Below are 12,074 nucleotides of genomic sequence, written 5' to 3' on the forward strand. Positions count from 1 at the left end.
AGAATCGCGGCATCAATGGGTAAGTGGTTGTATTGCCACGACCCGGAAGATAGCGCTCACGGGAGCCGATATGAACATCATGCCCCACACTCTCGACCGCCAACCCGCCGATGCAGCGATTAGTACGATCGCCGAGATGACGTCTGAGATGTGTTTAGCCACCCGTGTGCGTCAACTTTCACGTATCGTCACGCGCGTATACGACGATGCCTTGCGCCCACTCGGCATCACCGCGAGCCAGTACACCTTGCTCGCGCAGCTTGCCTCGCGTGACGGAATTACTGCAGTCGAGATCGGTCACGAACTCGATATCGAGAAGTCTACACTCTCTCGCAACCTGAAGCGCCTCTTGGCACTCGGCCATATCATTATGGATCCTCCCGCGGGACGTCGCGGTCGCGGTCTTCACCTTACGCCCAAAGGTCAGGTCGTTCTGAAGGATGCCTATCCGATCTGGCAAGGTGCCCAGAAGCGGGCTGTCGGAGCCATGGGTTCCGATAGCCGCTCCGTCCTCGATGGACTGCTGTCGCACGCCGAAGTTCTGGCAGCGGCCTGATCAGCAAGGCCGTTTGCACATTCGCCTCTCTCTAGCTAGTTTTCGGAGAGTGCTTCAATCGAAGCACTCTCCGAAATCGTTTTGGACCTAGCCAGAGGCGCGCGGCGTGTTTCCCCCACAGATCCAGGATCGCGCGGAACGCCTCATCGCCCACCTCCGCGCACGTCGGCTGACTGTATCGACAGCCGAAAGCTGCACTGGAGGACTCGTCGCCGGGGCACTCACCGCTGTGGCCGGTTCGTCAGAGGTGTTCGAGCGCGGCTTCGTTACGTATTCCAACGACGCGAAGACGGGGATGATCGGTGTCGACGCGGCGTTGATTGAGCGCCAAGGCGCGGTCAGCGCCGAAGTTGCGGAAGCGATGACAACCGGGGCGCTTCGCACGGGGATGAGCGATCTCTCGGTCGCAATTACCGGCATTGCGGGGCCCGGCGGCGGATCGGCGGACAAGCCCGTCGGCCTCGTCTACATCGCCACAGCCACAAAGGGCGGCGCTGTGCGCGTTGAACGATTCACCTTCGGCGAAGTCGGGCGTGACCAAATTCGCCTCTCCAGCGTTCTAGAGGCGTTGCGTATGCTCGAGGAGGCGGTATGACGTTTGGCGTTTCGAAATGCCTATTCGGTCTGGCCATTGCGGCATTCTTATTTGCGCCGACGCCTGGCTCCCGCGCGATCGCGGCGGATGCAACGGCGCGCGACATTGCCAAGCTGTTGTTCAACGCGGCGCCCGGAACCCATCCCACATTGCGCGGACAGAACCTTTCGCGTCTCGATCTCGCCAATCTGGATTTCAAAGGCGCCGATCTCCGGTCAGCGAATTTTTTCGGCGCGGATCTTTCGGGTGCCAACCTTTCTGGAACCAATCTCGAGGGGACGAACCTCGATCGCGTAACGCTTATCGGCACTCGGCTTGATGGCGCGCGGCTCGACAATGCTTCGCTCATGCGGCCTTCGACCTCGCAGGGGCTGGTTATGCTCGCCAGCGAAGCTCCAAGCCTCAAAGGATCGTCACTGCGCAGCGTTAAATTTTTTGGGACCTTCACCGGCGCTGATTTCACGGGCGCCGACCTTACGGATTCCGTCTGTGCGCCGACGAGCAAAACGGGTTTCATCGAGCACATCTGGCGGACGGATTTCACCAGCGCGAATCTTGCCGGGGCGACCCTCACTCGGGCCGACATGACGCGTGCGAACCTGAGCTTTACAAACCTCAAGGGCGCGGTTCTGCGCGACGTCATTTTGGTCGACGCCGATCTCTCGGGAGCTGATCTGACTGGTGCGGATCTCTCGGGCGCGAATTTAAGCGGCGCTGACCTGACGAACGCCAACGTGACCGATGCCAATCTCGAGGGCGCGAAGCTGCACAATGTAACGGGCTTCGATAGCCTGAAAGGCGCGGCCTTCGCACGCAACGCTACGAAGGCTGTGAGATAGTTTTTGGCGCTGGGCGCGTCAGGTTTCGGCGTGCTTGATTTCCGGCTGACCCGGGTGGCCGTAGACCGCGCCTGCGCGTTCTTCGAAGGCCACTACGAAACGTCGGAACGCCTGGTCGAACATCTGGCCGACGAGTACGCCGAGAAGACGGGAACGGAATTCGTAATCGATGAAGAAATCGATCGTCGAGCCGGTTGCGTCATCGATGAAGGACCAGCGATTTTCAAGGTGCTTGAAGGGCCCGTCGAGGTACGCAACCTCGATCCGCTTCTCAGCCGGGAACGTCACGACGCGCGTCGTGAAGCTTTCCTTGATCGCCTTGTAACCGGCCTCCATACGCGCGGTCATCTCTTCGCCCTCGCCTGCCGGAAGGCGCGTGAGAACGGTCAATCCCGTACATAGCGGAAGGAATTCCGGATAGCGCTCGATGTCTGCGACGAGCGCGAACATCTGTGCGGCCGAGAACGGTACGTGGTGCTTGGTTGCGAAGGATGGCATGGCTTCAGAGTACTAGCTGCGCGTGCCTTTTTGCCAAGTCATCCTGCGCGCCTTGAGATGTTGCGTCACGCGATGAGACGCGCGAGCAGCACGACGATGATCGCGCCGATGGCGGCAGTGACGATCTGCGAGAGAAGTTCGTTACCGATGCCGAGATTGATGCCCATCGCCTTGAACAGGTAGCCGCCGACAAACGCGCCGATGATTCCCGTAATCAGATAGCGGACGATCCCGCTGCCTCCGACGACGAAAGACGCAAGAAATCCGGCGACGATGCCGATGATTGCGAAAATGAGGAGATCGCGGGCTTGGTCGTCCATGTGGGGTCTCCGAAGAAGTCCAGCGTATGCTCAGCACACGCAGAAACGATCCGGCAGTCAAGTGCCAGCGCCATCAGACGTGGCAGCGGGCACCGAGATACTGATTGAGAAGTTCGTTATACCGGTCGACATCCGAACGCTGCGACGCATTCAGCGATCCACCCGAACTCGCACGTTCGACTTGTGCGGGCACGCCGCGCGAATCGAGTCGATTGAGTTCGCCACGAATGGATTGGCACGATTGACCGCTCGGAAGCGAACGCGGTCCCGGATCCGAATAGCCGCCACCAGACGCGCCACCGCAACCCTGCAAAATCACAGACGTGACGGTCACAAATACGACCGTGAGAAAACCCCGCATTCCTCGATCCTACTGGCTTAGAGACGACAGCGAACGACGAATAAAACTCGCTGCACTGCAAAGACCATAGCCCTAGTGGCTTCGCAAGCCTCAATGGCGCTCATGTGGCGATCCTACGCCAATCGGCTGCTGGATGTTGTCGAAGGCGCACACGGCTTGCGGATTTCGCATAGATGACCGCCGCTTGCCGCGCGCCAGCTGCCTTAATCCTGAGCCTGTCCCGGTACTGCTGCAACCGGCGTCGACGACGGCGTCGCGGCGGGTGTTGCGGACGCGGTTTTCGCCGGAGCTACCGCAGTCGTTGCAGACGGTGCAGCCGATGCGGACTGCTGGGCCGCCGGAACCGCCTTGCCGCAACGCGCCTGATAATCGGCGTTGGCCTTGTTCAGATCAGCCTGCCTCTGAAGCGATGCGCGCTTGACCTGGACGTTGCTCGACTTGCCGTCGGCAGCCTTTTCCAGGCGCTCGATCGTTCCGTCGTCCCGCAGCGACGCGATCTGGCTCGCCAGCGAAACACAGACTGGATCAACCGTCTTGTCTGGGGCAAGCGCTTGCGTCGAAAGCCCGCCGTTTCCGTCCGCGCATCCCGTAGCGAGCCCCGCTGCCACGACGACGAATGCTAATTTCCTAGCCGCGCCTTGTTTCATCCCAACCCCCGGAACGTTGCCATCCGCAACAAATACGCGCACTTCAACCGTCCTTAGCGGGCGGAGAGCAGCGCCTACAAGTGAGCGGCCGCGATCATCCCCGATGATCGGCGGCAAACTTCCCGGAAATAGTGGACAGGGGCCAATTGATGCGAATCGGCCACAGGAAAGCGTCGCGAAACATCCGCGACGCGAGGAGATCGCTTTAGCTGAAAGAGGTGACGCGTCAGTGCATCACGCGTCGGCGCGTTTTTCCGGTGAGCGTCGGCTCGTTTACCGGCACGAGAGCATCAAAGCCTTTGCGGAGTTCGGTCAGCGCTTGGAACTCGTTCGCATTACCGTTCAACGCCGAAGAACGCGCGACGTGATGGGCAATCTGCGCGAGGAGCCTGCCCCAGTCCTGCATCCGATCGCCCAAAGCTTCGCCGTTGAGCGTTACCATCAACGTGCCGTCAGCAATCCAGGCGCGAATGAGTTCCACGGCCTGATCCGCTTCGGGAACACCGTCCGGGATCTCGAGCTCCAACAGCTCTTCTGATTCCGGTGCATCGCTCATTGCCGTCTCCGTACGCAAACGTAAGTTTTTAAGACAGCCTTTAGCCGCTCGATCCGGACGGGACAAGTGAATTGCCCTTAGGCTTGCTCATACCATTAAGAAGCGCTCAACTTGCCAAACGCAAAGAGCCCGCCGCACATCCGCAGAAATACGCTCGAATGTTCGAGAATTAGCGTGATGTCAGGATTTTTTCGTTGGGCCGAACGTAGCCGAGAACATCGCGTGCGATCTCCTCGACGAGGTCGGCATTCGGGATTTCGGGCGACAGCAATGCCACGTCGCGGCGAAGCTTGGAGCGCACCGTCTCCAGTCCCTTGATCTCGAAATCCAGGAGAGCCATCCGCTCGATGAGCTGGGCGCGGACATCAAGCCCGTGGCGCCCATGGCGAGCGTGATAGACGAAATAGGCCGTTGCCGTAAGGCAGGCAAGCAACACAAGCGCCTGTCCCATAAAGGATCTCGGCCTATTTCGCCCCTCAAACGTATTGAAACGCAGCACGCGCATCGGTCTCCACTTGGAGAATTCCGTAACGCGCTCGACTATGCTGGGGACCGTTTAAGAGCGAGTAAACCGGCGAATGTTTTTGGCGCGCACCGAAGCGGGAAAAGACTTCCGGATCAAAGGCGAGCTGACGCATCGCCTGCAAGCGCAGCGAGATTTCCGAAAGCCGAGACTACGTTCAGAAGCGGTGCTTCACCGTGCCATGGATCATCAGATCGCGCTGATCGTCCGTTGCGGGGGATTCGTTCTCGTTCGCGGGACGGCCGCCGTCAGCCGCGCCGTAGAGAAGCTCCAAGCCGAAATCCATCTTCGGGAGCGTGCCGAGCTTGCCTAAGCCCGGGATGCGGATTTCCGTACCTTCGCTCTTTGCCGGGGCCGACTGATCCTGGACCTGCGCTTTCGTGCCGTCCGGCCCGATAACCGGCGCGGGGCCGCGCTGTTCCTCAAGCGCCGTGGCTGCGGTGGCCGCGGCTGCAGCGAGTAACGCCAGCGCACCCATCACCAAACAAAACCGTTTCACATAAACCCCGCAGCGCCTTGAAAGCACGCACATGGGCTAGTGATGCGCGGGAGAGTGTGGAAGTTCAATGTCCTTTTCCTAGGCGTATGGCCATAAACCCCGTTTCTGGCCGTGGCTGTTGCAACCCCGCCATGTTGCCATAATAACACAAAAAGAGAGATAGGTCGCGCACCCCGAATTTTAAGCCCTTCGACACAAAAAAGGGACCACCCGAAGGTGGCCCCTAAGACTGATGCAGACGGGAGGGTTTGCAATCAGAATTGGATGCGGGCACCCGTCATGACCATATCGAAATCGTCGAGCTCGACGGTCGCGTTGGCCGAGTTGGTGACATCGCCTTCAGCGTGCCGATAGATCACATAAAGATCCATCGCAGCGGCATCGATCGTCTGGATGACGCCGGCGCCGATGAACTTCAGGTCGCTGTTGTGGACGTAACCAGAGGCGCCATCGACAGTGAACGACTTGTCGAGGTTCGAACCTGCATTGTCGTTACGATAGTCGCCGAACACTGTGGTCTTGCCGAGCGGGGTCCACTTCTGCTGGATACCGGCCTGGATGAACCACATTTTGTCCTTGGACTGGGCGGTCGGATTGAATGCGGCTTCAGCATCGTCGCTGTTCTCGCCGTAGCCACCGTAAACGAAGAGGCCCGTCGGAACGTGCATGACCGAACCGGCTGCACCCCACCATTCGCAATCCTGGCCGCTGATCTTCGAGCAGCTTGAGGAATTTTCGTCTGAGTTGTGCTCGTAGCCGACCTTACCGATGACGTCGAAATCGCCCCAGCTCTTTTTGTAGGTCAGTGCGAGGCCCCACATGTCGTCTTCGCCCCACGAGGCCGTACCGGTGAAGCCGGCGATCTCAGGCGAGTCGTAACGAACGATGTTGCGGCGGCCGTTCTGGCCGGGCGTGCCGTTGTTGACGCCGCGCAGAACGTCGCTCCAGCGAAGGTTCGAGCCGTTGCCGAAGAACGCGCCGTTGCTCCGCAGGAAGAATGCACCCTGCGCCACAGCGGCTGCTTCAGCGTCAGAGTAGTTACGGGTGTTGCCCGTGGCTGCGTCGTCCAGCAGATGGTAGGTGGCGGTGCCTTCGAGGCCGACCGTTACCTTACCGAAGGACTTGCTCTTCAGCCACCAGTTGCTCTTACGAACGCTCAGCGTGTTGCTGGACGAAGAGCTGGCGGAATTCTGATCCCACTTGTTGGATGCGTTGCCCTGAAGGCCGATTTCCAACGTGTAACCGGCGGAGAGATCGCCGTTGATCTTTGCATCGCCGGCAAACTTGAAGCGCGTCTGCTCAAGCGAGTTCGTGCCGATGTAAGCGTTGCGCTCCGTGCCGTCGTCCCACAGGAACACAGCTTCGTTGACCCAGCCCGATACGGTCAGCGACACCTTGCGATTGCCTTTGCGCGCTGTCGTCGCTTCGAGTTCCGCGATGCGTTCCTCGAGATCTGCGCAGCAGTTGCCCCCGAGATCAGCTGCGCTTGCCGGGGAAACCCCTGCGGCAAGACCGAACGCTGCAAGACACGCCCATTGGACGCGCGCCACTTTGAATACCGATGTCATCGGTGCCCCTTTAATTTGACTAGCCACCCCAACCCCTGAAGCGCTCGTTGTCGGGCGTCCCAGGTCCACCGCTCCGAAAGGTTTACTTTCCCCCAGCGGCTCCACGGACTGCTAACCACGCGTGTTTTACAGGTTCGTGACAGTGTGACAGCGTTTGCCTTGCTTCGCTGCAGCACTGGCTTTTCCCAATGATTATGTGCTTCTACAGCCACAGAGGATTTCAGTAGGCCGACCGTGAAAGACGCACATCAATTCGACATCGCCGTTGTTGGAGCAGGGCCTGCGGGGCTGGTGGCGGGGCTCGCTTGCGCGGCGTCCGGATTGAAGACTGCTGTCATCGGTCCGCGGGCGGACGCGGCCGACGGACGCGTCGCGGCGCTCCTCAACGGCTCGATCAACGTCATCAAGCGTCTCGGCCTCTGGGAGACGATCGAACCTGTCGCGGCACCTCTGACGGGCATTCGGCTCGTTGACGCGACGGACCACATTTTTCGCGCACCGGAGGTTCTTTTCGACGCGAGCGAGATCGACCTTCCCGCGTTCGGCTACAACGTCGCCAACTCGGATCTTACGCGCGCGCTCGAAGCCGCGGCCGAAACACGCCTCGCCCGCATCACGACCCGCGCGGTTACATCATTCGAGTCGACCGACAGCGGCGCCTTCCTGACGACGGCCGATGGCGAGACGGTCACGGCTTCACTCGTCGCGGCGGCGGACGGACGCAACTCGTTCATCCGTCGCTATGCCGGAATTCCTGTCACGGACTGGTCATATCCGCAGATCGCAGTCGTCACGTCGTTCGCGCATCCGCGTCCACATAACGGCGTCTCGACTGAGTTGCATCGACCTTCTGGTCCGCTCACCGTCGTTCCCGGCCCTGGCAATACGTCGAGCCTCGTTTGGGTTGAGACGCCACGGGAAGCCGAACGACTGCTGAGGCTCGACGACGATGGATTCATACGTGCTCTCAATACGCATATCGCGCCGCTGCTTGGCCCTATAAGCGCGCTTGCTCCGCGCCGCTCCTATCCGCTATCCGGCCAAACGGCGATGCGTTTCGGCAAGGGGTGCGTCGTGCTCATCGGTGAAGCCGGGCACGTCGTGCCACCCATCGGGGCGCAGGGCCTCAATCTTGGGTTTCGTGACGCAGCGGCCCTTGCGGAGATCGCGGCGGCGGCACGGAGCGGCGGATCGGCCATCGGCGCCCCAGAGACGGTCGATCGCTACGATCGCTCGCGGCGGGCGGACGTCGCGTCGCGTGTGTTCGCGGTCAATCTCCTGAATCGCTCGCTGCTGACGTCATTTCCCGGCGTCAATCTTGCGCGCGGCGCCGGATTGGCCGCGCTCGCCGCCAGCCGCACCCTTCGCCAGCAGGCGATGCGTGAAGGCGTTTCGCCCTCTCTCGCGCCCCTTATGCTCACGGCGCCAATTGCCGCCGGAGTGGGAAAAGCCGCGCCCGGCCTTGACGCGCCCTCTCCGTCACGGGCATGACCCTCGCAACGATTGAACGCTAGCTTTTCGGGTGCGCTGGGGATGCGTATCGGGCGGGATTTGATCCTCCCCGCGGTTGCCCGTGCCAATGCTCGCTGGGAGACTTCGACTGAGCACTGCCGTCGTATCGCCGCTGCGCGATCTGCAGTTCCGACTGGAATACGCGCTGCTTCGCGTCATCGCGGGCGGGATCCGCGCCGTGCCCCTCGATTGGGCGACGCGGTTCTCGGCCTGGTCGTGGCGACGTCTTGCGCCGATCATCAATCCGAAGCGGCACAACCGGGCACTCGATAATCTCCGCATCGCCTTTCCGGAAAAAACCGAGGAAGAGCGTCTCGCGATTGCGCTCGCTCACTGGGAGAACCTTGGCCGGGTGATGGCCGAGACGATGCGCATCGATCAGATCATCGCCGATCCCTCGCGCATGACGATCCGCGATCCACATGTGTTCAGCCGTTATTCGAGCAAGCTTGGGCCGATCGTTGGCGCGTCGCTCCATGTCGGCAATTGGGAGCTGGCAATCTGGCCGCTGACGATTGCTGGCGCCGATCCGGCATGTGTCTATCGCAGCGTGAACAACCCGTACGTCGACCGCTACATCCGCTACCAGCGCCGGGACCTTTATCCTGGCGGGCTCTTTGGGCGTGGCAAGGTCGAAGGCGAACACGACGAAAGCCAGAAGACGGCGCGCCTCATCATGGATTTCGTGCGTCGCGGCGGCCGCCTCGGGCTCGTTTGCGATCTCTATGACCGGACAGGATTGCCGGTTCCCTTTTTCGGCAAGCCTGCGCGCACCGTCGCGATACCGGCGATGATTGCGCGCAGAACGGGCGCACGGATCTGGATGTCACGCTGCCTGCGCGTCGGGAAGGACAGCCGTTTCGAAATCGAGCTCAAGGAGCTTCGCATTCCGCGCACGGCCAATCACGGTGAAGACGTGAAATGGGCCACCGCCGAAATGACGCGGCAGTTCGAAGCCTGGGTGCGGGAAACGCCGGAACAGTGGATGTGGTCGAACCGGCGCTGGAGCTGATCGGCGGGCGGTTTCTGTGGCCATCCGGCGTGCGTTAGCGCGGGGGAACAGTTCTCGACCGAGGAGCGTTTTATAGGTCTCATCAACGAGGGCCCTCGATGCGCGACACCCTCACCCCCTTGCGCTCTTTCATCATCTTTCTCGGGTTGCTGTTCCCGACGCTGGCGCTCATCCCGCTGGGCAGTCTGTGGCTATGGCAGAACGGCTATCTCATCTACTGGGCTGGCGCGACGCTCGCGTGCACGCTGATCGCGTACATCTTCGAGCGCACGACGCTCAGCGGCGTCCCGGAACGACCGACCGTCGGTGAAACGCTCAGCGGCCCTGCGGGCGACCTCAAAATGAGTGACGGCGTGGACCCTCTACGGGCGCGAGCGGAAGCTGCCGTCGAGCAACTCGCGAACAAAGCCGCGACCGAAACGATCGACTCGTGGGACGGACTTCTGCAAACCGGTCTGAACACGGTCGAAACAGTCGCGAAGGTCTATCATCCAGACCGCGATGATCCGATGCTGCGCTTTACGGTGCCGGAAGCGTTGACACTGGTGGAACAAGTAAGCGGGCGGCTTCGCCCTGTCTTCGAAGGCATTATTCCGTTTGGAGGCCGTCTGACGGTTGCGCAATTCGCGCAGATTTATCGTTGGCGCGGGATTTACGACTTCGCGGGGCGTGCCTGGTCGATCTGGCGTGTTCTGCGCGTCGTCAATCCCGCAACGGCCCTTACGTACGAAATGCGCGAGCGGCTTTCAGGCTCGCTGCTGCAGTGGTTGAAGGGATCGATCACCGGACGGCTCTCACGCGCTTTCGTCAACGAAGTCGGTGCGGCGTCTGTCGATCTGTACAGCGGCGAACTCAGGAGAGCCGCCGCTGCCGGTCGTGCGCAGTCAAAATCGAAAGTGCCGCCGCCTGCTTCAGACGCCGAACCTCAAGCGTGAGGCGTGCGATCCGGTTGCGGCCGGGGCGTTGGATCGGCGTTGCCGGTGTTTTGTTCAGGAGACTTTGCATTTGCGAAAGCGTGACCACCGACGGCCGTGGCAATCGCAATCAGCGAAGCAGCACCTTTCGACGAGCGTAGAAGCGGCATCACGATAGGCAATGCGCTCATCACTTGTGACATGTCGAATGGTAGACCGCTCTGCGATGCCTTTTCCTTCTCGGCGGCTTCGATACGTGCACGTGCCGCGGCCTCTTCCTTCGCCGCCTTCTCATTCGAGATAACGATGGAGCGGACGACAAGCCCGACGAGCGCCAGCACGATTGCGACGGCGAAGCAGGCTCCAAGCGTTCCATAGTGATCTAATGCGAGCAGCCACACGCCGCGCATGGCAAGTACAATTGCGCCAATGAGGCACGCTGCGAAAGCAGCGCGCCCCAAATAGGCGTTAAAGGTATTGTCGACGGATCGTTTCGCTCTGCCTAAAACAGACTTCACAGATCATTCCTCTTTGCGGGGGCGCGAGACCGAATGAGATCTTGAACGCGAGCGAACTCGCGAGGCGAACCGAGTTACGACTTCCAGATTGCTCCGACGACGAAACCGATTGCAGCGGCCGTCAGAAGCGTTGTGAGAGGCTGATCTCTGACCGAGCGATCAATCTGGCCTTTGATGTTACCGGCGAAATCTTCGACCTGATCGCGCGCTTCGCTTGCAGCTTCCTGCACGCGGTCGGCGGCCGCATCGAACGACTGTTTCGCTTTGCCTTTGATGTCTTCAATCGAGCCAGAACCGTAGCTTGAAGACGATGATTGGGCTGTCATGTCATTTGACTCCATGGTTGCAATTGCCCTTGTGCAACGCCGTGCCCAGACGTTGGTTGCACCATGGTCGGATTATCCGTCGCCGCGCCGAAAACACGGGAACAGCAGCCGCGCAAATGCTAGCCGCCGGGCACCGCGCCGATGTTCGGATAAGCCTGTAAACACGCGGGTTACCGGGCTGCCGTCTTCGCGACGCCGCGGCGGTGCGCAACTTCTGCGGCGGAAACCTCTCCGGCCGCGACAAGTGCGTTGACGCAGGTTTTTGACAGCCCAGAGCCGACCGCTCTCATGCAAGACCGAACTTGCGGGCTGTCTGGGCTGTGGGCGCTGCAGTGAGCGTAATAGTCGGCGGCGCACGCCACCTGAACGCGCAGATTTACGGCAGAGGCATTTCCGGTCAAAGCCGTGAGGGCGGTTAACGTGACTGCAGCGGCCAAAACGGTGCGAGGCGAAGCTTGCATCGGCGATCTCCATACTATCCAGCGGCCAAGCCATCTTGGCCTTTGCTGAATGAGATGCCGGACTTCAAAGGTTCGCGCTGTTCCCGCCGTTACGCGGGGCGTATTGGAGACGCAAAAAAACCCGAAGCGATGAGCCTCGGGTTTAGTTTGAAGTCTAGGATGGATTCAGCGCGGGACGTAGATAGGTAAAAAAGCGTCAAATTCAGTGAAGGAAGCCGAAGAGGTGCAAGCCGATGATGACGACCAGCGGAACACCGGCAAACCAGAGAATTAAATCGCGTGCCATGTCGTTACTCCTTCATTTGGTTGTTTGAGCTCGCGCCTGACTCGGCGTTTCGAGCGGTAGGGACAGGGGGGACAGACTGTGAC

Annotated in this window: 16 protein-coding genes; 6 read left to right on the top strand and 10 right to left on the bottom strand. The window is 60.6% G+C overall.

Annotated features, from left to right (window positions below; genetic code table 11):
- Nucleotides 1-70: 70 nt before the first annotated feature.
- The 3 genes from DLM45_RS16140 to DLM45_RS16150 all read left to right on the top strand — a co-directional run bounded on the left by DLM45_RS16140 (nucleotide 71) and on the right by DLM45_RS16150 (nucleotide 1,990).
- Complete coding sequence (locus DLM45_RS16140; protein WP_181338088.1) at nucleotides 71-556, top strand: MarR family winged helix-turn-helix transcriptional regulator; 486 nt, start codon at nucleotides 71-73, stop codon at nucleotides 554-556.
- A gap of 106 nt (nucleotides 557-662) precedes the next feature.
- The gene (locus tag DLM45_RS16145) at nucleotides 663-1,151 is read left to right on the top strand and encodes a nicotinamide-nucleotide amidohydrolase family protein (protein WP_181338089.1); all 489 of its coding nucleotides are present in this window, start codon (nucleotides 663-665) and stop codon (nucleotides 1,149-1,151) included.
- The gene (locus DLM45_RS16150; protein ID WP_181338090.1) at nucleotides 1,148-1,990 is read left to right on the top strand and encodes a pentapeptide repeat-containing protein; all 843 of its coding nucleotides are present in this window, start codon (nucleotides 1,148-1,150) and stop codon (nucleotides 1,988-1,990) included. Before DLM45_RS16145 ends, DLM45_RS16150 begins: the two co-directional genes overlap by 4 nt.
- An 18-nt stretch (nucleotides 1,991-2,008) precedes the next feature.
- Here DLM45_RS16150 and DLM45_RS16155 read toward each other — a convergent pair whose 3' ends face one another.
- The 8 genes from DLM45_RS16155 to DLM45_RS16190 all read right to left on the bottom strand — a co-directional run bounded on the left by DLM45_RS16155 (nucleotide 2,009) and on the right by DLM45_RS16190 (nucleotide 6,962).
- Nucleotides 2,009-2,488 carry a type II toxin-antitoxin system RatA family toxin gene (locus tag DLM45_RS16155; protein ID WP_181338091.1) on the bottom strand — a complete coding sequence of 160 codons (480 nt, stop codon included), beginning with the start codon at nucleotides 2,486-2,488 and terminating at the stop codon, nucleotides 2,009-2,011.
- Nucleotides 2,489-2,553: 65 nt separating this feature from the next.
- On the bottom strand, nucleotides 2,554-2,808 hold the full coding sequence (locus DLM45_RS16160; RefSeq protein WP_181338092.1) for a GlsB/YeaQ/YmgE family stress response membrane protein: 255 nt from the start codon (nucleotides 2,806-2,808) through the stop codon (nucleotides 2,554-2,556).
- Between the two features lie 73 nt (nucleotides 2,809-2,881).
- Entirely contained in the window at nucleotides 2,882-3,169 is a 288-nt protein-coding gene (locus tag DLM45_RS16165; RefSeq protein WP_181338093.1) for a hypothetical protein, read from the bottom strand.
- A gap of 203 nt (nucleotides 3,170-3,372) precedes the next feature.
- Nucleotides 3,373-3,858, bottom strand: a complete 486-nt coding sequence (locus DLM45_RS16170; RefSeq protein WP_343062330.1) for a hypothetical protein — start codon at nucleotides 3,856-3,858, stop codon at nucleotides 3,373-3,375.
- Between the two features lie 184 nt (nucleotides 3,859-4,042).
- Nucleotides 4,043-4,372 carry a DUF5076 domain-containing protein gene (locus DLM45_RS16175; protein ID WP_181338094.1) on the bottom strand — a complete coding sequence of 110 codons (330 nt, stop codon included), beginning with the start codon at nucleotides 4,370-4,372 and terminating at the stop codon, nucleotides 4,043-4,045.
- A gap of 169 nt (nucleotides 4,373-4,541) precedes the next feature.
- Nucleotides 4,542-4,823 carry an FtsB family cell division protein gene (locus DLM45_RS16180; RefSeq protein ID WP_246317469.1) on the bottom strand — a complete coding sequence of 94 codons (282 nt, stop codon included), beginning with the start codon at nucleotides 4,821-4,823 and terminating at the stop codon, nucleotides 4,542-4,544.
- A 229-nt stretch (nucleotides 4,824-5,052) separates the two neighbouring features.
- Complete coding sequence (locus tag DLM45_RS16185) at nucleotides 5,053-5,394, bottom strand: hypothetical protein (RefSeq protein ID WP_343062331.1); 342 nt, start codon at nucleotides 5,392-5,394, stop codon at nucleotides 5,053-5,055.
- A gap of 254 nt (nucleotides 5,395-5,648) precedes the next feature.
- Entirely contained in the window at nucleotides 5,649-6,962 is a 1,314-nt protein-coding gene (locus DLM45_RS16190; RefSeq protein ID WP_181338097.1) for a porin, read from the bottom strand.
- Nucleotides 6,963-7,196: 234 nt separating this feature from the next.
- Between DLM45_RS16190 and DLM45_RS16195 the strand changes: the two genes are divergently transcribed.
- From DLM45_RS16195 to DLM45_RS16205, 3 genes are all read left to right on the top strand, one after another.
- Nucleotides 7,197-8,453, top strand: a complete 1,257-nt coding sequence (locus DLM45_RS16195) for an FAD-dependent monooxygenase (protein WP_181338098.1) — start codon at nucleotides 7,197-7,199, stop codon at nucleotides 8,451-8,453.
- An 88-nt stretch (nucleotides 8,454-8,541) separates the two neighbouring features.
- Entirely contained in the window at nucleotides 8,542-9,486 is a 945-nt protein-coding gene (locus tag DLM45_RS16200; protein ID WP_181338099.1) for a lysophospholipid acyltransferase family protein, read from the top strand.
- Nucleotides 9,487-9,584: 98 nt separating this feature from the next.
- Complete coding sequence (locus DLM45_RS16205) at nucleotides 9,585-10,421, top strand: GTP-binding protein HSR1 (protein ID WP_246317471.1); 837 nt, start codon at nucleotides 9,585-9,587, stop codon at nucleotides 10,419-10,421.
- Here the strand turns inward: DLM45_RS16205 and DLM45_RS16210 are convergent.
- Together DLM45_RS16210 and DLM45_RS16215 are read right to left on the bottom strand one after the other, a co-directional pair.
- The gene (locus DLM45_RS16210; RefSeq protein ID WP_181338100.1) at nucleotides 10,412-10,918 is read right to left on the bottom strand and encodes a hypothetical protein; all 507 of its coding nucleotides are present in this window, start codon (nucleotides 10,916-10,918) and stop codon (nucleotides 10,412-10,414) included. The genes DLM45_RS16205 and DLM45_RS16210 overlap by 10 nt on opposite strands.
- Nucleotides 10,919-10,992: 74 nt before the next feature.
- Nucleotides 10,993-11,244 carry a hypothetical protein gene (locus DLM45_RS16215; protein ID WP_181338101.1) on the bottom strand — a complete coding sequence of 84 codons (252 nt, stop codon included), beginning with the start codon at nucleotides 11,242-11,244 and terminating at the stop codon, nucleotides 10,993-10,995.
- Nucleotides 11,245-12,074: the final 830 nt, after the last annotated feature.

The sequence above is a fragment of the Hyphomicrobium methylovorum genome, assembly GCF_013626205.1.
Classification (GTDB): Bacteria; Pseudomonadota; Alphaproteobacteria; order Rhizobiales; family Hyphomicrobiaceae; genus Hyphomicrobium_B; species Hyphomicrobium_B methylovorum.

Coding starts and splice junctions, on each gene's coding strand:
- DLM45_RS16140 (WP_181338088.1), top strand. CDS start 71: ATGAACATCATGCCCCACACTCTCGACCGCCAACCCGCCGATGCAGCG.
- DLM45_RS16150 (WP_181338090.1), top strand. CDS start 1,148: ATGACGTTTGGCGTTTCGAAATGCCTATTCGGTCTGGCCATTGCGGCA.
- DLM45_RS16155 (WP_181338091.1), bottom strand. CDS start 2,488: ATGCCATCCTTCGCAACCAAGCACCACGTACCGTTCTCGGCCGCACAG.
- DLM45_RS16160 (WP_181338092.1), bottom strand. CDS start 2,808: ATGGACGACCAAGCCCGCGATCTCCTCATTTTCGCAATCATCGGCATC.
- DLM45_RS16165 (WP_181338093.1), bottom strand. CDS start 3,169: ATGCGGGGTTTTCTCACGGTCGTATTTGTGACCGTCACGTCTGTGATT.
- DLM45_RS16175 (WP_181338094.1), bottom strand. CDS start 4,372: ATGAGCGATGCACCGGAATCAGAAGAGCTGTTGGAGCTCGAGATCCCG.
- DLM45_RS16180 (WP_246317469.1), bottom strand. CDS start 4,823: ATGGGACAGGCGCTTGTGTTGCTTGCCTGCCTTACGGCAACGGCCTAT.
- DLM45_RS16190 (WP_181338097.1), bottom strand. CDS start 6,962: ATGACATCGGTATTCAAAGTGGCGCGCGTCCAATGGGCGTGTCTTGCA.
- DLM45_RS16200 (WP_181338099.1), top strand. CDS start 8,542: ATGCTCGCTGGGAGACTTCGACTGAGCACTGCCGTCGTATCGCCGCTG.
- DLM45_RS16205 (WP_246317471.1), top strand. CDS start 9,585: ATGCGCGACACCCTCACCCCCTTGCGCTCTTTCATCATCTTTCTCGGG.
- DLM45_RS16215 (WP_181338101.1), bottom strand. CDS start 11,244: ATGACAGCCCAATCATCGTCTTCAAGCTACGGTTCTGGCTCGATTGAA.